At 66.1% G+C, this 19741-nt stretch carries 19 protein-coding genes; 11 read left to right on the top strand and 8 right to left on the bottom strand.

Annotation, left to right across the window (positions count from 1 at the left end):
- Positions 1 to 2: 2 nt before the first annotated feature.
- Genes WH265_RS17980 through WH265_RS17955 form a run of 6 tightly spaced genes read right to left on the bottom strand, consistent with a single transcriptional unit; the run spans position 3 to position 4912 of the window.
- Positions 3 to 581, bottom strand: a complete 579-nt coding sequence (locus WH265_RS17980; protein WP_339559154.1) for a class I SAM-dependent methyltransferase — start codon at positions 579 to 581, stop codon at positions 3 to 5.
- A complete protein-coding gene (locus WH265_RS17975; RefSeq protein WP_339559153.1) occupies positions 578 to 1336 on the bottom strand; it encodes a PIG-L deacetylase family protein in 759 nt (252 codons plus the stop codon). Before WH265_RS17975 ends, WH265_RS17980 begins: the two co-directional genes overlap by 4 nt.
- Complete coding sequence (locus tag WH265_RS17970) at positions 1324 to 2349, bottom strand: acyl-CoA dehydrogenase (RefSeq protein WP_339559152.1); 1026 nt, start codon at positions 2347 to 2349, stop codon at positions 1324 to 1326. The genes WH265_RS17975 and WH265_RS17970 overlap by 13 nt, the downstream gene beginning before the upstream one ends.
- Positions 2350 to 2352: 3 nt before the next feature.
- Positions 2353 to 3897, bottom strand: a complete 1545-nt coding sequence (locus WH265_RS17965; protein WP_339559151.1) for an alpha,alpha-trehalose-phosphate synthase (UDP-forming) — start codon at positions 3895 to 3897, stop codon at positions 2353 to 2355.
- Positions 3894 to 4679: a trehalose-phosphatase gene (otsB, locus tag WH265_RS17960; protein ID WP_339559150.1), complete on the bottom strand. Its 786-nt coding sequence runs from the start codon at positions 4677 to 4679 to the stop codon at positions 3894 to 3896. Before otsB ends, WH265_RS17965 begins: the two co-directional genes overlap by 4 nt.
- Complete coding sequence (locus WH265_RS17955; protein ID WP_021028209.1) at positions 4679 to 4912, bottom strand: hypothetical protein; 234 nt, start codon at positions 4910 to 4912, stop codon at positions 4679 to 4681. The genes otsB and WH265_RS17955 overlap by 1 nt, the downstream gene beginning before the upstream one ends.
- A gap of 251 nt (positions 4913 to 5163) precedes the next feature.
- Between WH265_RS17955 and ku the strand changes: the two genes are divergently transcribed.
- The 4 genes from ku (at position 5164) to WH265_RS17935 (ending at position 9393) form a co-directional block, all read left to right on the top strand.
- Positions 5164 to 6168 carry a non-homologous end joining protein Ku gene (gene ku, locus WH265_RS17950; protein ID WP_339559149.1) on the top strand — a complete coding sequence of 335 codons (1005 nt, stop codon included), beginning with the start codon at positions 5164 to 5166 and terminating at the stop codon, positions 6166 to 6168.
- 24 nt (positions 6169 to 6192) lie between these two features.
- Entirely contained in the window at positions 6193 to 8694 is a 2502-nt protein-coding gene (gene ligD, locus WH265_RS17945) for a DNA ligase D (protein WP_339559148.1), read from the top strand.
- Positions 8695 to 8894: 200 nt separating this feature from the next.
- Positions 8895 to 9089 carry a hypothetical protein gene (locus WH265_RS17940; protein ID WP_021028206.1) on the top strand — a complete coding sequence of 65 codons (195 nt, stop codon included), beginning with the start codon at positions 8895 to 8897 and terminating at the stop codon, positions 9087 to 9089.
- A 133-nt stretch (positions 9090 to 9222) separates the two neighbouring features.
- The gene (locus tag WH265_RS17935) at positions 9223 to 9393 is read left to right on the top strand and encodes a hypothetical protein (RefSeq protein WP_021028205.1); all 171 of its coding nucleotides are present in this window, start codon (positions 9223 to 9225) and stop codon (positions 9391 to 9393) included.
- A gap of 103 nt (positions 9394 to 9496) precedes the next feature.
- Here WH265_RS17935 and WH265_RS17930 read toward each other — a convergent pair whose 3' ends face one another.
- Entirely contained in the window at positions 9497 to 9649 is a 153-nt protein-coding gene (locus WH265_RS17930) for a hypothetical protein (protein ID WP_158400600.1), read from the bottom strand.
- Positions 9650 to 9803: 154 nt separating this feature from the next.
- Entirely contained in the window at positions 9804 to 10202 is a 399-nt protein-coding gene (locus WH265_RS17925) for a hypothetical protein (protein WP_339559147.1), read from the bottom strand.
- 124 nt (positions 10203 to 10326) lie between these two features.
- On the opposite strand from WH265_RS17925, the gene WH265_RS17920 reads away from it, so the two are divergent.
- From WH265_RS17920 to WH265_RS17890, 7 genes are all read left to right on the top strand, one after another.
- Positions 10327 to 11856, top strand: a complete 1530-nt coding sequence (locus tag WH265_RS17920; protein ID WP_339559146.1) for a rhodanese-like domain-containing protein — start codon at positions 10327 to 10329, stop codon at positions 11854 to 11856.
- A gap of 95 nt (positions 11857 to 11951) precedes the next feature.
- Positions 11952 to 13490 carry an ABC transporter substrate-binding protein gene (locus tag WH265_RS17915; protein WP_339559145.1) on the top strand — a complete coding sequence of 513 codons (1539 nt, stop codon included), beginning with the start codon at positions 11952 to 11954 and terminating at the stop codon, positions 13488 to 13490.
- On the top strand, positions 13487 to 14404 hold the full coding sequence (locus tag WH265_RS17910) for an ABC transporter permease (RefSeq protein ID WP_021028201.1): 918 nt from the start codon (positions 13487 to 13489) through the stop codon (positions 14402 to 14404). Before WH265_RS17915 ends, WH265_RS17910 begins: the two co-directional genes overlap by 4 nt.
- Positions 14401 to 15321 (top strand): ABC transporter permease, encoded by a 921-nt coding sequence (locus WH265_RS17905; RefSeq protein WP_339559144.1) that lies wholly within the window; start codon positions 14401 to 14403, stop codon positions 15319 to 15321. The genes WH265_RS17910 and WH265_RS17905 overlap by 4 nt, the downstream gene beginning before the upstream one ends.
- Positions 15318 to 17096 carry an ABC transporter ATP-binding protein gene (locus tag WH265_RS17900; RefSeq protein WP_339559143.1) on the top strand — a complete coding sequence of 593 codons (1779 nt, stop codon included), beginning with the start codon at positions 15318 to 15320 and terminating at the stop codon, positions 17094 to 17096. Before WH265_RS17905 ends, WH265_RS17900 begins: the two co-directional genes overlap by 4 nt.
- A 51-nt stretch (positions 17097 to 17147) precedes the next feature.
- On the top strand, positions 17148 to 18452 hold the full coding sequence (locus WH265_RS17895) for an NtaA/DmoA family FMN-dependent monooxygenase (protein ID WP_339559142.1): 1305 nt from the start codon (positions 17148 to 17150) through the stop codon (positions 18450 to 18452).
- A gap of 55 nt (positions 18453 to 18507) precedes the next feature.
- Positions 18508 to 19740 (top strand): acyl-CoA dehydrogenase, encoded by a 1233-nt coding sequence (locus WH265_RS17890; protein WP_339559141.1) that lies wholly within the window; start codon positions 18508 to 18510, stop codon positions 19738 to 19740.
- Position 19741 lies beyond the last annotated feature (1 nt).

Below are 19741 nucleotides of genomic sequence, written 5' to 3'. Positions count from 1 at the left end.
GTTCAGAGCCTTTCCCAGACTTCCAGCAGGAAATCGGTCTCTCGGTGCTCGACCACGGTCTTGAGTGCGGCGCTGGCCCCGATTTGCGCATGGATGGTGTCGGCGTTTTGCAGCAGGTCGGGCGCCTGGTGGCGCCAGTGGCACATCAGCCAGTGCCCGCCCGCTGCCAGCGAGGTCAGGCAGCGCTCGCTGAACAGCGCCAGATCGGCATCATCCAGGTAGTAGGCGAGCTCGGAGACCACCAGCAGATCAAAGCCGCCGGGCGGCACCTGCGGCCACTCCTGCGGCAGCTGCAGCTTTTGCAGGTGCAGCTGGCGCCGGTCTTCCCGCTGGATGCGGGCATTGCACAGCAGCACGGCTGATTCGGCAAAGTCCGCGGCCACAAGCTGGTCGCAGCGCTCCAGCAGCGCCATCGTGGTTTCGCCATTGCCGCAGCCGGGTTCAAAGCCGTGGCGGTAGTGCTCGCGCGGCAGCGATGCCAGCAGCAGCTCTCGCTTGCGCCGCTCGTACCAGGCGGTTTTGACGGCCCAGGGGTCGGAGGAGCTTTGGTAGAGCTGTTCAAAGTGTTGGCGTTGGTTCATCGCAGTATCACCTCGAAGTTACGCAAGAGGCGCGCCGTGGCCCAGCGCGGCAGGATGGCGGGCCTGCCGGTGGACGGGTCGGGCAGCAACTGGCTGCGAAAGCAGGACAGCGCCAGGCATTTGCGGTCCAGCTGTTCGGCGCTCAGCGGCATGCGCACGGCCTGCTGCCAAGGCACGCGCTGGTCGCCGGGGCTCGCCCAATGCCAGGTCCAGATCGGCACCTCAAACAAGCGGCTGCCGACATCGGCGGTGGCGGCGGCGCAGGCCTCGCCGGTGGCCTCGTGGTCGGGGTGGCCGTCGTAGCGCCAGGGGCAGAAGACCGCATCGGTCGGGCGCAGCAATTGCTGCAGGCGTGATTCGAGCTGGGGCTGGTGGTCCTGCACCTGCCCGTCGGGGATGCGCAGGTGGATGATCTGGCTGCCCGGGCAGAGCAGGGCCAGCGCCTGGGCGCTTTCACGCTCGCGGGCCTGGGCCAGTTGGTCCGGCGTCCACAGGCGCGAGCCCGGGTGGCTGGCCTCGCCCGAGGTGACCGCGATCACCGTGCAGGGCAGCGCGTTGGCCTCGCAGTGCTGCATGATGGCGGCCGTGGCCAGGATTTCGTCATCAGGATGGGGCGAGACAATCACCACCCGCGCGCAGCCTTGCAGCAGCTCCTCGAGCGGCGTGGTGCCCAATGCTGCCTGGGCCAGCCAGGGCTGCCATTGCAGTTCGGGCGTGCCTTCTCCTTCGATGTGGCGGGGCATCAGAGCTTCCATGGTGCGTTGTTCTCCTGTTGTGCGATCGCTTGGCCGAGCGCGGCGAGATCACGCTCGGCATGGCTTTGGCGGATAAAAATCGGCAGGTCGGCCAGCAGCAAGGCGAGCGACCGGTCTTTGCAAAAAGGGCCCGGGCCCAGCGCGCGCGGCACATGCTGCAGCACTTGCTGGGCAGCAGCCTCGGCGGCCAGGCGGGTGCGGTTCACCTCCCGGGTCCAGGGCTGCTCGGGCTGGGCATCGATATGGGCTGCGGTGGCGCGCAGCAGCGCAGCGGTGGCCGAGAGCGCCACATCCACCGCGCCCAGGTGGGCCAAGGCATGGGGCTCGGCATGGTTGCGGCAGGCGCGCAGCAGCTGGCCTGCAATGCGGGCGCTGGCGCCATACCAGCAGGCGGCAATGCCGGCGCCCCCATGCTGAAAGCCCGGGCGGCTCAGATAGGCGCCCGGGCTGCCCACCAAGCTGGCGCGGGCGCCGGTCAGCTGTACATCGACGCTGCCGCTGTCGGCCATGCCCACGGCCTGCCAGCCCTCGCTGCTGACCTGCACCGCAGGCTGCAGCAGGTTGACGGTGACCAGGCAGCGCTCGGTATCGGACAGCCAGGCGGTTACCAGCGCATGGTCCACACTGTGCGCGCCCGAGCACCATGCCTTGGTGCCGTTCAGCAGCACCTCGCTGCCGGGGGCCAGGTGAGCGCTGGCGCTGATGGGCGTGGCCTGCACCCGGTTGCCCGGCGGCTCTGCACCCCAGACGGCCCAGGTCCGCGCCGCTGCGGGCGCCTGGGCTCCCAGTTCGGCCAGAATGGCCAGGGCGTCGGTGTGGCCCTCAAACAGCTTGACCAGACTCAGGTTGCTGGCGGCCACCGCGGCCAGTGCCCGCCAGCGCGCCAGGGTCTGGCCCTGGCCGGGCAGGGGCAACTGGTCCAGGCCCTGTGCGACCAGGTCGCGCAGCGTCTGTCCGGGCTCCTGCGTCTCGGAGCCGGTCAGAAAGTCTTCAAGTGCGGTAGAGGCATGCATCCTTCAACCGCCCCTGCGCAGTGCGGCCGTGGTGCTGGGCTGCGCAGGGCCTCCGCCTGGCACTACCCGCAGATAGGGAAAGCTGCCATCCCGCGTGGGGCGGGTCATCGGCAGGTCGGGTTCTGCATCGAGCACAGCGCTCCTGGCTGCAACGGCAATGCGCGGCTTGCGCGCAAGCGCAGGCTGGCACTGGTGGAGCGCATGCAAAAAGCGCTGGCACCACCAGTGCACATCTTCGGCCTCGATACGGGCCAGCAGCTGCTGGTGCCGCTCGATGCGCTCGGCCAGCGGCATCTGCAGCGCCTGGTCGATGCTGTTGGCGGTGCTGTGCGCGTCATAGGGGTTGACCAGCAGGGCTTCTTGCAGCTGCTCGGCCGCGCCGGCAAAGCGCGACAGCACCAGCACCCCGGGGTCGGCCGGGTCCTGGGCGGCGATAAATTCCTTGGCAACCAGGTTCATGCCATCGCGCAAGGGCGTGACCAGGCCCACGGCGGCCGAGCGGCACAGGCCCGCCAGCTGGGCACGCGTGAGCACCTGGTGCATATAGCGCACGGGCATCCAGTCGAGCTCGCCAAAATCACCATTGATGGCGCCGCAGAGCGACTCAAACTCACTGCGGATATCGGCATAGGCCTGCAGGTGCTCGCGGGTGGGCGAACCAATCTGCACCAGGCTGGCGCTGCGCCGGTGGGCCGGGTGGCGCTCGAGCAGATCGCGGAAGGCGTGGATGCGCTCGGGCAGGCCCTTGGAGTAGTCGAGCCGGTCAATGCCCACCACCAAGCGGCGCTGGCGGTATTCCTGCGCCAGTGTGGCTTGCACCTGCTGCGCCGGGGGTGTGGTGGTCAGCGCTGCAAAGGCGCGCGCATCGATGCCCACCGGAAACACCTCGCAGCGCGTTTGCTGGCCATGGGCACGGTAGTGGTGGCGGTGGCTGATGCGGCCATCGCTTTGGGCCAGCACATAGCTCTCAAAATGCTGCAGATCCTGCCGGCTTTGCAGGCCCACCAGGTCAAAGTCCATCAAGGCCTGCATCAAGGCCTTGTGCTGGGGCACGGCCCCGAGGGCCACCAGCGGCGGAAAGGGGATATGCAGAAAAAACCCGATGCGCTGCTGGCAGCCCAGCGCGCGCAATTCAGACGCCAGCGCCATCAGGTGGTAGTCATGCACCCAGATCACGTCATCGGGCTGCAGCAGCGGCATCAGCTGCTGCGCAAACTGGCGGTTGACGCGCCGGTAGCCTTCGTAGAAGCGCGGGTCGAATGCGGCCAGATCCAGGCGGTTGTGGAACACGGGCCAGAGCGTGCTGTTGCAAAAGCCGCTGTAGTAGCTGTCATGGTCGCAGCGCTCCAGCGCGGTCGTCGCGACGGTCACGGCCTTCCATGGACGGATGCAGAGTGGGGGCGGGGATTGCTCGCTGACCGTGCCGCCCCAGCCAAACCACAGGCCGCCTTGGCGCTGCAACGCCTCCTCCAGCGCAATGGCCAGGCCACCGGGCGCGGCATCCTGCGGGTCGGCGACGCGGTTGGAGACAACGACCAGGCGGCTCATGGCTGCACCTCCGCCGGCCGGCCCAGCGCGCTCAGCATGCGGTGCTGCGTGCAGGCGGCTTGAAGCCAGTGGTAGACGGCCTCCACGTCATCGAGGCGGTGGCTGGCGCAGCTCACACCCGCGCCCACCTTGATGGCGACGCCGCGCTCGGCCAGCACTGCGGCAAAGCCGCTTTCATCGCTGATGTCGTCTCCGACGAAAAACGGCGTGCGGCCGGCAAAAGGCGGCTCCTGCATAAAGGCATCTATGGCGCGGCCCTTGCTTGCGCCCACCGGCAGCATCTCCAGCACCTGCTTGCCGCGCAGCAGCGTCCACTGAGGCCTGTGGGCCAGCATTGCTTGCAGGCTGCGCAGGCACAGGTCCTCCAGCGATGGATCGCGGCGGTAGTGCAGGGCGACACCACTTTGTTTGGGCTCGACATACAGGGCAGGGTGCGCCTTAGCCAATTGCTCGCAGGCGTCGATCACGGCCGAGATATCACCGGGCGCATCGTTGCACTGCTGGCCGCTGGCATTGCGGCGCTGCGCGCCATGGGCCCCGGCGCAGGCCAGCTGCAAGGGCTGCAGGTAGGCGTCAAGGACCGCAATCTCCCGTCCGGAGATGATGGCCACCGCGCCACCCAGCCGCCCCTGCAGATCGCGCAGCAAGGGCACCAGCCCGGTAGGCACGGCGATGCTGTCGGGCGTTGGCGCAATGGGCACCAGGCTGCCATCAAAGTCGAGGAAAAGTGCCGCATCGCTAGGCAGCGGCAGCGGCAGCGGCAGCGGCGAGAGGCTGGCCATCAGGGATCCAGCGGCTCGGGGCTGATGACGCGCTCGGATTCGGGATCCTGTGGAATATCGGGCTCCGTGCTGGGCGAGAACGGCGGGTGGGGAGGGTCCTCGCCGGGCTCGGGTGCCAGCGGCTCCTGCTCGGGATAGGGCTCGCCCACCGGGTCCATGCTTTCGTCTTCAGGATAGTTAGGTTGGGTTGCGGGCCGGGTGTCGGTAGGGGTGTCTGGCTTGGTGCTGCTCATGTCGTGCTCCTCGGTCGTATGCCTACTAGGTTCGCTGCTGCTGCGCCCCAGGTCTGTAGGATTTGTGCGCCCGCGCATGGAGTCATCCAAGCGAGTTGGCAGCTAAGGCTGGTGCAGGATTGGAGTGATGGGTCTTTTTGTCAGACCGCGCTGGCATGCAGATGGTCGGAAGTTCCCTGCGCGCGTTGCCATTTGCTCTCAGCGGTGCGGCCGTGACGCGTGCACACTGGCCGCATACCTAGGAGGCCGGCATGAAAGAGCAGCAAGGCAATGCCCCGACATCGACACGCACCATCTGGAAAGGTGCGATCAGCTTTGGGCTGGTGCATGTCCCCATTGGGCTGTACACGGCCACGCGCGATTCGGGCATTGACTTTGATTGGCTGGACAAACGCTCGATGGAGCCGGTCGGCTACAAGCGCATCAACAAGCGCACCGGCAAGGAGATTGCCAGCAGCGATATCGTCAAAGGCGTGGAGTACGAAGACGGCCGCTACGTCATCCTGAGCCAGGAGGAGATCAGCGCGGCCTTTCCCAAAACCACGCAGACCATCGAGATCGAGGCCTTTGTCGATGCCGATGACATTCCGCTGATCTACCTGGAGCGGCCTTACTACACGGCGCCCCTCAAGCGCGGCGAAAAAGTCTATGCGCTGTTGCGTGAGGCGCTGCGCAAGACCAACAAGGTGGGCGTGGCCAAGGTCGTCATCCAGACCAAGCAGCACCTGGCCGTGCTGGTGCCCTGCGGCCGGGCCCTGGTGCTGAATCTGCTGCGCTGGGGCGGCGATATCCGTTCGTTCGAGCAGCTCAACCTGCCTCCCCAATCGGCCAAGGCCGCCGGCATCAGCAGCGCCGAGATGGACATGGCAGTCGCCTTGATCGAGGACAAGGCCCAGGCCTGGAATGCCGACGACTTCAGAAACTCCTTCTCCGAAGAGATCCACAAGCTGATCGATGCCAAGGTTAAATCGGGCGAGGTCGAAGAGGTGGTGCAGGCGCCCAAGGAATCGCCGGTATCGGGCAGCGGCGAGATCCTGGATTTGACTGCCTTGCTCAGACGCAGCCTGGCCGGTGGTGCCAAGGCGGCCGATAGCAAGCCCGCTGCGCGAAAGCCCAAGGCCGCGCCGGCCAAGACCAAGGCCAGTGCCCCAGCCAAAGCGGCAGCCGCAGCGGCTAAACCCCAGGCCAAGCCCAAGCCAGCCACCAAATCCGCCAGCGCCCGCAAGGCCGCGCCTGCCCGGCGCCGTGCGGCTTAGTGGCCTGGCGCCCGGAGGCTCTGCATGCCCAGCTCCTTGGACAAATACCAAGCCAAGCGCAACTTTGCCAAGACCCCTGAGCCGGCCGACGGCGGGGAATCGGTCGCGGGCCAGCTGCAGTTTGTCATTCAGAAGCACTGGGCCAGCCACTTGCACTACGACCTACGGCTTGAGCTCGATGGCGTGATGAAAAGCTGGGCAGTACCCAAAGGGCCGAGCCTGGACCCCAGCCACAAGCGCATGGCCGTGCAGGTGGAAGACCACCCGATCTCGTACAACCGCTTTGAGGGCCAGATACCCGCTGGCCACTATGGCGCGGGCAAGGTGATCGTCTGGGACAAGGGCCTGTGGCTGCCTCTCGCCGACCCGCACGAGGGCTACCGCAAGGGCAAGCTCCATTTTGAGCTGCGGGGCCAGAAGCTGGGCGGGCGCTGGACCCTGGTGCGCATGAAGGGCAAGGAGGGTGAGCGCCAACCGCCCTGGCTGCTGATCAAGGAAGCCGATGACTTTGCGCGCAAGGAAGAAGAGCTGGACATTGTGACCGCCAGGCCTGACAGCGTGGCCAGTGAGCAGCGTGCGGTGGCCACCGAGACCCGCGCCAAGCCGGCTGCCAAGCGCAGTAAATCCAGCAAGGCCATAGCAAAAAATGCTGCTTTGCCCGCCACAATGGCGCCCCAGCTGGCCGTGCTTGCGGACGCGCCACCGCAAAACGCCGAGGACTGGGCCTGGGAGCTGAAGTTGGACGGTTACCGCATGGCAGCCCGCAAAAAAGGCCTCAAGCTGCAGTTGTGGACGCGCAATGGCAAGGACTGGACGGCCAGGATGCCGGCGCTGGCAGCGGCCCTGCAGCATCTGCAGCTCAACGACGCCTGGCTGGATGGCGAGGTGGTAGCGCTCAATGACCAAGGGCTCCCCGATTTTCAGCGGTTGCAAAACGCGTTTGATGGGGAGGGCACGACCGACCTCGTCTACTACCTTTTTGATCTGACGTTTGCCAATGGCCAGGATCTGCGTGCCCAGCCTTGGCAGGCACGGCACGATGCGCTGCAGGCGGCGCTGGATGCCAGCCCGGGCTTGGGCAATAGCGTGCGGATCAGCGAGGCTTTTGCCGGCGATCCGGCGCAGTTGCTGGCCTCGGCCTGCGCACTGGGCATGGAGGGCATGGTCGGCAAGCGCAAGGATGCTGCCTACCATGCGGGCCGCTCGGCAGACTGGATCAAGCTCAAATGCGGCCAGCGCCAGGAGTTTGTCATTGGCGGCTACACGCGTCCCAAAGGCACGCGCACCGGTCTGGGCTCCTTGCTGCTGGGGGTACATGGCAGCGATGGCCAGTTGGTCTATGCCGGCAATGTCGGCACCGGCTTTAACGAGGCCAGCCTGCGCGCGCTGACGGCGCAGTTGCAAAAGATCCAGGCCAAGACATGCCCCTTTGTCGACCCCGAGCGCATTGACTATGCGGCCATCTGGGTTCGTCCCGAGCTGGTCGCAGAAATCGCCTTTGCCGGTTGGACCGGCCAGGGCCGGGTGCGCCATGCGGTCTTCCATGGCTTGCGCGAGGACAAGCCCGCCAACCAGATCACCCGGGAGAGAACAGCCACCATGCCTACCCGCAAGAAAACCCCCTGCGCTACCGGCGGCATTGAAGTCAGCCATGGTGATCGCATCATCGATGCCAGCACGGGCGTGACCAAGCTGGACGTGGTGCGCTACTACGAGCAGGTGGCGCCGCTGATGATGGAGCACTTGCAGGACCGGCCCACGTCGCTGCTGCGTGCGCCGGATGGTGTGGACGGCGAGCATTTCTTTCAAAAGCATTTGCAGTCTCGCGCGAAGGCCGGCATCGTGCAACTGCCCCCGTCGCTGGACCCGGAGCACCCGCCGCTGCTGGCCATTGCCGCAGCAGAGGGCCTGGCCCAGGCGGCGCAGTTCAATGTGGTCGAGCTCCACACCTGGAACGCCAGGCGCGACAAGATTCTGCGGCCCGACCGCATGACCTTTGACCTGGACCCGGGCGAAGGCCTGGCCTGGCCGGCGGTGCAGGAAGCGGCCGAGCTGGTGCGGGTGCTGCTGCAGGAGCTTGGCTTGGAGCCCTTTCTCAAAACCAGCGGCGGCAAGGGCCTGCATCTGGTGGTACCGATCCAGCGCCGCCACCACTGGGACACCGTCAAGGGCTTTTCCAAGGCCATCGTGCAGCACCTCGCTGCCACCGTGCCCCAGCGCTTTGTGGCCAAGAGCGGCCCGCAGAACCGCAAGGGCAAGATCTTTGTCGACTACCTGCGCAATGGATGGGGCGCCACCACCGTCAGTGCCTGGTCGCTGCGGGCGCGGCCGGGTATGGGGGTGTCGGTGCCCATCAGCTGGGCAGAGCTGGACCAGGTCAGCAGCGGCGCGCACTGGGGCCTCCGTTCTATCGAAGCGCGCTTTCGCCAAGGCAATGCGCCCTGGGATGGCTATGCCAAGGCGGCTGTGTCGATCACGGCGGCGATGAAGCTGCTGGGCGGTTCGGGCAATGCATCCGCCGACTGACGGGTGTCGGGCGAAATGCCTCTATATAAACCCAGTGCATATAAGCTAGGTTAGTCTTACGCAAAGCAAATAACAGACCTCAGCTCCACCTCGGTGTGGCTGTAGGACGTTTTCTGCTTATTTCGTAATTTTGAGATCGCTGGCTGGCGTTTTGGAGTAGTTTTGTTACAGTTTAACCACCAAAGCATTGGAGGCTAGGAATGTCTACGCAGACCGGAAATGACAAGGAGAAAGACGCCTATTTGGATGCCTTGAAAGCCCAGGGCGCTGAGTTGCTGGCCGACCACCCGGCAGAAGGCACCATTGAGCACGCGCGCCTGTCGCTGATCGATGCCAAGATCGAGCAGCTGACGCGGCCCATCACCGCAGACAGCTGGAAAACGCCCGAATACTGAATACGCCCGGGTGTGTACCAGACGTTGGTTCTTGTAAAAGAACTTTGCAAAATGCCTGGATGGCGCTATCGTGGTGGAACCTGGATCGTCAGCCAAACTTACGGATTTGGGTACCAGGTGGAAAGGAGGTCTTATGCGAGAAGCGGAAGACCTGCTTGTGGTGACGCAAGCGCAATACGAGCGTCTGGAACTGGAAGTGATTGGTTTACGGGATCTGGAGCCCTTTATGGGCTCCCCGCAATATGATCGCCTGCAGGATGTGGAATTGGCACTGAAACATTACCAAACGCAATTTCGCCCCTAAGCGATACGACACAAAACCCGCAATGGCGGGTTTTTTCTTGGGCGGCCTTTAGGCGGGAACCGGGCGCGTGCCGGGCGGGCCAGACGCCCTGCCGCCATTGCGTTTACTGCTGCTGGGACTGCGCTTGCTGCTGCTGGTTCTGGTCCCGGCCTTGCTGCTGCTGCTGGGCAGGGCGCTGCTGGTTTTGTTGGTCCTGCTGCTTTTGGGCAGGTTGTTGGCCATTGGGACTTTGGTTGGGTTGCTGCTGGTTGCTCATCTCTGTCTCCGGTTGAAGGGGGGATGCAGCGCGGTATTGGCTGCCCTTTCAGGTTAAGGGCATGGCATTGCGGAATCTGTAGTCGCTGTGCTTGCCTAGGCGTAGTAAGCCGGGGAGGCATGTCGTCACCATCAACCTCACACAGCCGCCAGAGCTAGCCACGCTGCGGCTGCACCAGCAGGCCACGCAGCAGCAAATCCAGACCTGCGGCGGATTGCTCCAGGCGCGCAGCGCCATCGACCCCTTCCGCACCGTCGGCCCCATCGGCAATCCAGAACGCCGCCTCGGCCAGGCTGCCATAGATCAGCGCTGCGAGCGCCCGTGCATCGGCTGGGAGCCTGGGCAGGGGAGGGATGCATGGGACTTGCCGGCGATGCTCTGGCCCGCGGCCGGTGTGGCGGCTGCCGCCTTGCTGGTGGTGGGTAGCGCGCGGGAGGATGGGTCCGCGCGCTGCTGAGGCTGGGGCTTTGCTGCCTGCGGCTAGCCGGCCGCACCTGGGTGGTCGCACCTGTTCGGCCACACCTCGCCGGCCGCACCTCGCCGGCCGCACCATACTCGCTCAGCAAATATGCTAAGTAGATTTAATTCGTTTTCGCCGAGTGGGCCCTTGCGCACAATCGCAGCTCTCCCCCATGCCCCTTTGTGTCTGGGGCTGTGTCCGAGAGATGATGGTTTTTATGCAAGCACTGAGTCCCCTGTCCGTCAAAGCCCTGTTGGGGGATGGCCAAGAGTTCGCGTTTTTGGATGTGCGCGAAGCCGGCGAGTTTGGGGAGGGTCATCCATTTTTGGCCATCCCGCTGGCCTACAGTCGCCTGGAGGCCGATATCGCCCGCCTGGTGCCCAGGCTGTCCACGCGCATTGTTTTGATCGATGGCGGCAACGGTGTTGCCAGCCGGGCCGCTCGGGCGCTGGCAGCGCTGGGCTACAGCGATCTGTCCATCAGCGAGGGCGGGGTGGCCGCCTGGGAGGCGGCGGGCCTGGTGCTGTTCAAGGGTGTGAACCTGCCATCCAAAACCTTTGGCGAGCTGGCCGAGGCCGCGCTGGGCACTCCCCATATCAGCGCGCAGCAATTGCAGCAGCTGCAAGCGTCTGGCGGCAAGCTGGTGGTGCTCGATGGCCGGCCGCTGGCCGAGTTCAACAAGATGAGCATTCCCGGCGCGATCAGCTGCCCCAATGGCGAGCTGGCGCTGCGCCATGCCGATCTGATCCCGGATGCGCAGACGACGGTGGTCGTCAACTGCGCCGGCCGCACCCGCTCCATTGTGGGCGCGCAGACCCTGCGCGACCTGGGCCTGCCCAACCCCATCTATGCGCTGGAGAACGGCACCCAGGGCTGGTATTTGAACGACCTGCCGCTCGAGCATGGCCAAAGCCGCAGCTACCCCGAACACCGCCGTGCACCGGCGCCCGAGGTGGCCACCCGGCTGGCCCAGCTGAGCGAGCAGCAGGGCGCGGCACACCTGGATGCCGCCACCTTGGCCGCCTGGCTGGCCGACCCCGAGCGCACCACCTACCTGCTGGATGTGCGCTCGCCCGAAGAAGTTGCCGCCAGCCCGATTGCGGGTGCCGCCCATGCGCCCGGCGGCCAGCTGGTGCAGGCCACCGACCAGTACCTGGGCACGCGCCATGCGCGCATTGTGCTGGTGGATACCGATGGCCTGCGCGCGCCGATGACGGCGGTCTGGCTGCGGCGCCTGGGGCATAAGGCCTATCTGGCCAGGCCCGATGCCTTGCCGGCGATCCCCACGGCGCCCTTGCCTGAAGCGGCGTTGCCGCGTATCAGCAGTGCGGCGCTGGCTGCGGACCCCACTGTCTATGATCTGGTCGATCTGCGCGACAGCGCCAGCTACCGCGCTGGCCATATCGCCGGTGCGCGCTGGTCCATCCGGCCGTTACTGCAGCGCGGCGATGGGACCCGGGCAACCGTGTTCATCACGCCCGAGCCTGCGCTGGCCGCAGCCGCTGCGCGCGATGTGGGCGGCGTCTGGCATCTGCTGAGCGACGGGCCCGAGCAGTGGCAGCGCGCGGGCTTGCCAGTGCTGGCCAGCCCCGATGTGCCAAGCGACGCCGAGCGCATCGACTACCTGTTTTTTGTGCATGACCGCCACAGCGGCAACAAGGCGGCAGCGCGTGCCTACCTGGCATGGGAAACCGGCCTGCTCGCCCAGATCGATGCGCAAGAGCGGGCGCTGTTCTGTTTGGGCTGATCCGCCCCTGCGCCTGAGGCTGCGGCAAGCGTGGCCCGCACTGCGCCCCCTGCTTGTCTCTTCTCCCCCTTTTTCTTTTTGATTCGAATACCCCCATGTCTACCAGCCGCCGTATCTTTCTGAGAAACGCCGCCGCCACGGCCAGCCTGGCCGCGCTGCCTCTTGCGCTGCCGCGGGCCGCCTTTGCGGCCGGATCCACCACGCTGACGATTGCGCAGAGCAACGACATCTTGTCCCTGGACCCGGCCAACCACGAGAACAACAGCACCCAGTCGGCGCTGGTCAATCTCTATGAGTACCTGGTCAACAAGGAATTCCCGAACGGCAAGATGGCCTTCACGCCGGGCCTGGCCCAGTCCTGGAAGCAGGAAGACCCGCGCACCTGGGTGTTTGAGCTGCGCCCTGATGTGCAGTGGCACGACGGCAAGCCCTTTACTGCCGAAGACGTGAAATTCACCGTCGAGCGCATGAAAGGCAACCCCAAGCTGCTGAGCGCGGTGGAGAAGTTCCGCTCGGTGGAAAAGGTCGAGGTGCTGGGCCCGCACCGGGTGCGCCTGGTCACCAGCAAGCCCGATCCGCTGTTTCTGCACAACTTTGTCGGCAACGGCGGCTCGATCCTGCCCCAGCACGCGTTCAAGGCGGCGGGCAGCGAAGAGGCCTTCTTTGCCAAGCCCATCGGCACGGGTCCCTACAAGTTTGTCGAGTGGAAAAAGGCCGACCGCCTGGTGCTCGCGCGCAACCCCCAGTGGTGGGGTGGGGCGCCGCACTGGGAGCGGGTGGTGATCCGCGCGATTCCTGAAACCGCCACGCGCGTGGCCGAGGCCTTGTCCGGCGGCGTGGACCTGGCGGTGAACATTCCGCCCGAGGACATCGGCCGCCTCAAGTCCAATGCGGATACCGGCATCGTCGCCTTCAATATTGCGCGCAACTTCGGCCTGCATCTGCGCACCGAGCCGGGCGTGGTCACCCACGATGCACGGGTGCGCGAAGCGATTGACCTGGCCATCAACCGCCAGGAGCTGGCCGAGGTGGTGGCCGATGGCTATGCCACCGCCACGCGCGGCCTGTTCCCGCCCGAGATCCCGAACGCCAATACGCGCCTGACGGCAGCCAACTCCTTCAACCCCGACAAGGCCCGCCAGCTGATCCAGGCGGCAGGCGCCAAGGGGGCCAAGATCCGTTTTGGCTCGCCCAGCGGCCGCTATATCAAGGACCGCGAGGTCTCCGAGGCCATCGTCGGCTACCTGCAGGATGTCGGCCTCAATGCCCAGCTTGAAGTGCAGGAGTGGAGCATCTACAACGCCCGCGTGGGCAGTGATTCGCACGGCGAGATCTATTTCTGGGGCATGGGCTCCTACACCGATGCCTCCTTCATCCTGAACATGGGCTCGCTCAAGCGCTTCAACCCGCACTGGAAGAACGCCGAGTTCGAGCGCCTGGCAACCGAGCTGCCCGCGACCACCGGCGAGAAGGAGCGCCAGGCCATCATCTGGCGCGCGCAGGAGATCATCACCCAGGACCGCGCCCGCATCGGTGTGCTCTACCCCAAGGCGATCTACAGCGTCAACAAGCGAGTGCAGTTTGCCGGCCGCTTTGACGAGATGATCCCGGCTGAACAAGTGCGGCGCGCATGATGCTCTCGGCCTTGTGGCGGCTGCTGCTCCAGGCGGTGCCGGTGCTGTTCACGGTCACCCTGATCGTGTTTGCACTGGTGTTTCTGGCCGGCGACCCGACGGTGATGATGATCCCGGACCAGGCCTCGGAGGCCGACCGCCTGGCCATGGTGGCCGCCTGGGGGCTGGACCAGCCGGTGCACCTGCAGTACCTCAACTACATGCGCAACCTGCTGCACGGCGATTTTGGCACCTCGTACCGCTATGGCAGCTCGGCGCTGCCCATTGTGCTCGAGCGCCTGCCCGCCACCTTGCTGCTGGCTGCCGCATCGATGCTGGTAGCCGTGCTGATCGCGGTGCCCGCTGGCGTGGCGGCAGCCTTGCGGCGCGGCAGCTGGGTGGACCATGCGGTCTCCGGCGTAGCCGTGCTGGGCAAGGCCATGCCCAATTTCTGGGTCGCCATCATGCTGATCCTGGTGTTTGGCGTCAGCCTGCGCTGGCTGCCGGTATCGGGCAGCGGTACCTGGGCGCACCTGGTGATGCCCGCGCTGACCCTGGGCACGGCCTTTGCCGGTGATCTGGCCAAGCTGGTGCGCGCCAGCATGCTCGAAACCTTGAGCCAGGACTATATGCGCACCGCCTATGCCAAGGGCATCCCCGACTGGTTGGTGATTGGCAAGCATGCGCTGCGCAATGCCGCGATCCCGACGGTGACGATGACCTCGCTGCACGTGGTGGCGCTGCTGGGCGGGGCGCTGGTGACCGAGACCATTTTTGCCTGGCCGGGCCTGGGCCAGCTGATCGTGCAGGCGATCAACACCAAGGACATGGCGGTGATCCAGATCAGTGTGCTGGTGATCACCGCGATGACCTTGCTGGTGAACTTCGCCACCGATGTGGTCTACCGCCTGATTGACCCAAGGATGAAGCTATGAGCGGCGTGGTGGTGAATACCGGCGCGGCCCTGCAGGCCGATGCGCCTGTGGTGGCGGCCCAGCCTTCGGGCCTGCAGCGCTTTTTGCGCGCGCTGTGGCGCAGCCGCAGTGGCCGCTTGGGCGCCATCTTGCTGCTGCTGATCTTGCTGACCACCCTGGGCGCCGATCTGCTGCCGCTGGCCGACCCGGTCAAACGCAATCTGTCGCTGCGCTACCTGCCCCCCGTCTGGCTGGACAAGGGCCAGTGGGCCTACCCGCTGGGCACCGATGGCCAGGGCCGCGACATGCTGGCGCGCATCATCTATGGCGCGCGCAGCTCGGTCATGGTGGGCCTGGCGGCCGTGGCGCTCTCGGGGGCCATTGGTGTGGCGATCGGCGTGCTGGCCGGGCTGCGCGGCGGCTGGCTGGACCAGGTGCTGATGCGCGTGGTCGATGCCATCCTGGCGATTCCAGCCATGCTGTTCATGCTGGTAGTCGCGCTGGTGGCCGGCGCCGGCCTGGCGCCGCTGATTGTGGTGATAGCGCTCACCAACTGGGTGATCTATACCCGCATTGCGCGCGCCGAGGTGCTGCGCGTCAAGGAGCTGGAGTTTGTGGCTGCCGCGCGCGTGAGCCGCGTGCGCACCTCGCGCCTGCTGCTGCGCCACATCCTGCCCAATATCTTGCCGGCCCTCGTCGTGGTGGCCACCTTGAACATTGGCACCGTCATCCTGACGGAGTCGTCCTTGAGCTTTCTGGGCTTTGGCATCCAGCCACCCGATATCTCCTGGGGCCAGATGCTGGCCGACGGACGCCAGCAGCTGGCCACCAGCTGGTGGATCAGCACCTTCCCCGGCGTGGCGCTGACGGCCACGGTTTTTAGCATCATCTTGCTGGGCGATTGGCTCAGAGACTACCTGGACCCACGCCTGCCATGACTGCTGCCCCAACGCTTGCCCACGCCGCCAACCAGGCTGGCGCCATTCTTCGCCCTGCCGCGCTGCATACAGGCCTGACAGACACCGTGCTGCGCTACCGCAATGCCGGCGTCACACTGCAGCCCCATGGTGGCGGCGAGCCGCTGCGCCTGGTGCGCGGAGTGGATATAGAGGTCAAACGCCGGCAGGTGGTGGCCTTGGTGGGCGAGAGCGGATCGGGTAAGACCTTGACGGCCTTGAGCGTGCTGGGCCTGCTGCCCAGCAATGCCCGCTTCAGCGCGGATGAGGCCATGCTCAATGGCCGCGATCTGCGCCAGCTGGACAAGGCCGCATGGCGCAGCCTGCGCGGGGGTGACGTGGGGATGGTGTTCCAGGAGCCGCTGTCGTCGCTGAACCCGGTGCTGACCATTGGCGACCAGATCGAAGAGGTGCTGTACTACAAGCGCCAGCTGACGCGCCGCCAGCGCCGGGCCGAGGCCATTGACCTGCTGGCCCGCATGGGCCTGCCCCGGCCGGCGCAGCTGCTGCAGGACTACCCTTTCCAGCTCTCGGGCGGCATGCGCCAGCGCGTGATGCTGGCCATTGCGATGGCCGGCGAGCCGGCCTTGCTGATTGCCGACGAGCCGACCACGGCGCTGGACAACACGGTGCAGGCCCAGGTGCTGGAGCTGATGGTGCGCACGGCCGAGCAATCGAATGTCGGCGTGCTGCTGATCACCCATGACCTGTCGGTCGTCGCCCAGGTGGCCGACCATGTGCATGTGATGCGCCACGGCGAGATCGTCGAATCCGCCCCGGTGCAGCAGCTGTTTGCCAGGCCGCAGGCCGCTTACACCCAGCAGTTGCTGGCGCTGGCGCCGCGCATTCCGGCCGTGGTGCGCCAGCCCTTGGCAGAGGCCGCCTTGCAGCAGCCGCAAGAAGCGCAAGATGCGCCGCCGATTCTGCAGCTGGATGCCGTGAGCAAGTACTACCAGCAGCCCCGTGCCTGGCATTTCAAACCCTTCAAGCACCTCGCCTTAGATGGCGTGTCTTTCTCGCTGCAACGGGGCCGCACCCTGGGCCTGGTGGGTGAGTCGGGCAGTGGCAAATCATCTTTGGCGCGCATCATCGTCGGCCTGGCGCAGGCCGATGGCGGCAGCCTGCGCTTTGAGGGCGCCGATCTGGGCGACCCGGCGGTGCGCGCCGCTGCCAGCATCCAGATGGTGTTCCAGGACCCCTATGCATCGCTGAACCCACGCATGCGCATTGGCCAGCTGATCACCGAGCCGCTGGCCGAACAACCGGGCTGGACGGCAGCGCAGCTGCGGGCGCAAGCGGCGCAGTTGCTGGCCATGGTGGGCCTGCCGGCCTCGGCCCTGGACCGTTTTGCGCATGAGCTCTCGGGCGGCCAGCGCCAGCGCGTCTGCATTGCGCGGGCGCTGAGCGTGCAGCCCCAGCTGCTGATCTGCGACGAGCCCGTCTCTGCGCTCGATGTCTCGGTGCAGGCCGAAATCCTGGCGCTGCTGCAGCGCCTCAAAAAGGACTTGCAGCTGAGCATGGTGTTCATCGCCCATGGGCTGGAGAGCGTCTATGCGATTTCGGACGACATCGTCGTGCTGGAAAAGGGCCGGGTGGTGGAAGCCGGCCCGCGTGACCAGATCTTTGGCGCGCCGCGCCATGCCTATACCCGCAGCCTGCTCGGCGCAATGCTCGACATCGACCCGGCGCGCAGCCGCTTCAAGACCCGGCCGGCCGAGGTTGAGCCAGACAGCCCCGCGCTGGCCCGCGTGGCCTGATGCCTCGCCTGCGCTGAACCTATTTTTGATATCCCCAGTGTGCCCCACACGATGAGCCAGCCTACCCAACTCCACCTCAACCTCAATATCTATGGCGCAGGCGCCCATGCCGCTGCCTGGCTGTGGCCGCAGAACGACCCGCTGTGGCCGGTAACACCCGACTATTTTGTCCGCCTGGCCCAGACCGCAGAGCGGGGAGGCTTTGATGCGGTGTTCTTCTCGGACCGCGCGGCCTTTCCCGGCAACAGCCTGCACCGGCCGTTTCCGGCGATCGAGCCCAGCATTTTGCTGGCCCTGATTGCGGCCAAGACCCAGCACATCGGCCTGTTGGCAACCGTGTCTTCCTCGTACAACGAGCCCTTCAATATTGCGCGGCGCTTTGCGTCGCTCGACCTGGTCAGTGGCGGGCGCTCGGGGGTAAACATCGTCACCTCGGCCGATGTCGAGGCCGCGCGCAACTTTGGCCGCAGCGCGCCGCTGGCGCATGCCGACCGCTACCGGCGCGCGGCAGAGTTCAGCCAGGTGCTCAAGGACCTGTGGGCCAGCTGGGGGCCGGGCGGCATTGTGGCCGACCGCGCCACGGGCCAGTACTTTGACCCGGCGCAGATCCGCCCGATTGCGCACCAGGGCGAGTTCTTTGCGGTCGAGGGCCCCATCAATGTGCCGCCCAGCCCGCAAGGCCGGCCACTGGTGGTGCAGGCCGGTGGCTCGGATGCGGGCCTGGACCTGGCCGCCCTGCATGCCGATGCGGTGTTCACCCTGGCGCCGTCGCTGGCGCAGGCGCAAAGCTACCGCCAGGCGCTCGATGCCCGGCTGCATGCGCTGGGGCGTGCCAGCAGCACCGTCAAGGTCTTCCCCGGCCTGGTCACCGTGCTGGGTGCCACCGAGCAGGCCGCGCAGCAGCGCGCCCAGGCGCTGGCCGATCTGGTGCCGATCGAGCAGGGGCTGAACTACCTGTCGGACCTGCTGCAAACCCGCTTTGGCCATGCCGACCTGGACCGGCCCTTGCGCGCAGACCTGCGACTGCCGGACAACGGCATGACCACCTTTGCCAAGAACGTGGTGGACAAGGCGCGCAGCCATGGCTGGACGGTGCGCGAGCTCATTCGCGCGCAAAACGGCGGCGGCAGCAACCACAACACCATCGTCGGCACGCCCGAGCAGGTGGCCGACTACATGCTGAGCTGGTTCCGCAGCGGCGCCATCGATGGCTTCAACCTGATGCACGACGTGCTGCCTTCGGGCCTGGAAGACTTTGTCGACCAGGTGGTGCCGCTGCTGCGCAAAGCCGGCGTCTACCGCGAAACCTATAACGCCAGCACCTTGCGCGGCAACCTGGGCCTGGCTGCGGCCTGAGCCCCTCTCCATATACACCCGCCGGGCCCGGCCCGCGCTTTTTGCAGAACCGTTTATGAAAATCGACCATCCCCAGACCCTGACCCCTGCTGCGCAGACCGCCACCAGCGGAACCGCCAGCAGCGACTGGCAAGCGCTGTTTGACGAGATCGCCGCTGGCTCGGCCGAGCGCGAGGAAAAGCGCATTTTGCCGTTTGCGCAGATCCAGGCCTTGAAGGAGCAGCGCTTTGGTGCCTACCGCCTGCCGGTGGCCGAGGGCGGCACGGGGGCCAGCATTGCGGGGCTGATGGAGCAGGTGATTGCGCTGGGCGCTGCCGACTCCAACGTCGCGCATATCCTGCGCAACCACTTTGTCTTTGTGGAGCGCTTTGCGCGCAACCCAGTCAGCGCGCAGGCGCATTTCTGGCGCGATCAGGTGGCCCAGGGGGCCATCTTTGGCCTGGCCAATACCGAGCTGGCGCAGGCCAGAAGCGGCGAGAAGACCTTCACGCGCCTGGTGCCCGACGGCGCGCATTTCCGCATGACGGGCGCCAAGTTCTACAGCACCGGCAGCCTGTATGCGGATTTTGTCATCGTGCGGGCGCGCGATTCGCAAGAGCGCGATGTCACCGCCATCATCCCCACCCGGCGCGAAGGCGTGAACCTGGTCGATGACTGGGATGCCATGGGCCAGCGCATGACCGGCAGCGGCACCACCTTGTTCGAGAACGTGCGGGTCGAGCCCGAAGAGATCATTGTGGACAGCGCCGGCACCGGCTACAGCCGGCCCTACAAGAGCACCTTGCCGCAGCTCTTTCTGACGGCGGTGAACACCGGCATCCTGCGCGCCATTGTGCGTGATGCGTCGGCGATGCTGCACAAGCGCTCGCGCAAGGGCTTTTTCTTTGCCGCTGCCGATACCCCGGCGCAAGATCCGCTGTTGCTGAAGATCGTCGGCGACCTGTCAGCCCAGCTGTTTGCCGCTGAAGCAGTGGTGGCAGCAGCCAGCCATGCGCAGGATGCGTCGCTCGCCACCGCCGAAGGCGACCCCGCCTTGAAGGACACGGCCCACCATGCGGCGGTGCTGGCCGCCAAGGCCAAGCTGATCGTCGACGGCCTGGTGCTGCAGGCTGGCACGGCAGTGTTTGACCTGGGTGGTGCCTCGTCGACCTTGCGCACGCAGAACCTGGACCGCCATTGGCGCAATGCCCGCACCGTGGCATCGCACAACCCGGCGCTGTACAAGGCGCTGGCGCTGGGCAAGCTGGCGGTGCATGGCGAGCCGCTGCCCGACAAGGACTTTTTCTAAC

The sequence above is a fragment of the Comamonas sp. MYb396 genome (assembly GCF_037479555.1).
Lineage (GTDB): Bacteria > Pseudomonadota > Gammaproteobacteria > Burkholderiales > Burkholderiaceae_C > Comamonas.
Note: the sequence above shows the minus strand (reverse complement) of the source record. Positions and strands in the feature narration are given on the sequence as shown.

What these genes read in the sequence shown, in the direction of transcription:
- WH265_RS17955 (WP_021028209.1), bottom strand. Translation starts at nt 4,912, where the DNA reads ATGAGCAGCACCAAGCCAGACACCCCTACCGACACCCGGCCCGCAACC.
- WH265_RS17975 (WP_339559153.1), bottom strand. Translation starts at nt 1,336, where the DNA reads ATGGAAGCTCTGATGCCCCGCCACATCGAAGGAGAAGGCACGCCCGAA.
- WH265_RS17980 (WP_339559154.1), bottom strand. Translation starts at nt 581, where the DNA reads ATGAACCAACGCCAACACTTTGAACAGCTCTACCAAAGCTCCTCCGAC.
- WH265_RS17910 (WP_021028201.1), top strand. Translation starts at nt 13,487, where the DNA reads ATGATGCTCTCGGCCTTGTGGCGGCTGCTGCTCCAGGCGGTGCCGGTG.
- WH265_RS17890 (WP_339559141.1), top strand. Translation starts at nt 18,508, where the DNA reads ATGAAAATCGACCATCCCCAGACCCTGACCCCTGCTGCGCAGACCGCC.
- WH265_RS17920 (WP_339559146.1), top strand. Translation starts at nt 10,327, where the DNA reads ATGCAAGCACTGAGTCCCCTGTCCGTCAAAGCCCTGTTGGGGGATGGC.
- WH265_RS17915 (WP_339559145.1), top strand. Translation starts at nt 11,952, where the DNA reads ATGTCTACCAGCCGCCGTATCTTTCTGAGAAACGCCGCCGCCACGGCC.
- WH265_RS17970 (WP_339559152.1), bottom strand. Translation starts at nt 2,349, where the DNA reads ATGCATGCCTCTACCGCACTTGAAGACTTTCTGACCGGCTCCGAGACG.
- otsB (WP_339559150.1), bottom strand. Translation starts at nt 4,679, where the DNA reads ATGGCCAGCCTCTCGCCGCTGCCGCTGCCGCTGCCGCTGCCTAGCGAT.
- WH265_RS17925 (WP_339559147.1), bottom strand. Translation starts at nt 10,202, where the DNA reads ATGGTGCGGCCGGCGAGGTGCGGCCGGCGAGGTGTGGCCGAACAGGTG.
- WH265_RS17935 (WP_021028205.1), top strand. Translation starts at nt 9,223, where the DNA reads ATGCGAGAAGCGGAAGACCTGCTTGTGGTGACGCAAGCGCAATACGAG.
- WH265_RS17900 (WP_339559143.1), top strand. Translation starts at nt 15,318, where the DNA reads ATGACTGCTGCCCCAACGCTTGCCCACGCCGCCAACCAGGCTGGCGCC.
- ligD (WP_339559148.1), top strand. Translation starts at nt 6,193, where the DNA reads ATGCCCAGCTCCTTGGACAAATACCAAGCCAAGCGCAACTTTGCCAAG.
- WH265_RS17895 (WP_339559142.1), top strand. Translation starts at nt 17,148, where the DNA reads ATGAGCCAGCCTACCCAACTCCACCTCAACCTCAATATCTATGGCGCA.
- WH265_RS17940 (WP_021028206.1), top strand. Translation starts at nt 8,895, where the DNA reads ATGTCTACGCAGACCGGAAATGACAAGGAGAAAGACGCCTATTTGGAT.
- WH265_RS17905 (WP_339559144.1), top strand. Translation starts at nt 14,401, where the DNA reads ATGAGCGGCGTGGTGGTGAATACCGGCGCGGCCCTGCAGGCCGATGCG.
- WH265_RS17930 (WP_158400600.1), bottom strand. Translation starts at nt 9,649, where the DNA reads ATGAGCAACCAGCAGCAACCCAACCAAAGTCCCAATGGCCAACAACCT.
- WH265_RS17965 (WP_339559151.1), bottom strand. Translation starts at nt 3,897, where the DNA reads ATGAGCCGCCTGGTCGTTGTCTCCAACCGCGTCGCCGACCCGCAGGAT.
- ku (WP_339559149.1), top strand. Translation starts at nt 5,164, where the DNA reads ATGAAAGAGCAGCAAGGCAATGCCCCGACATCGACACGCACCATCTGG.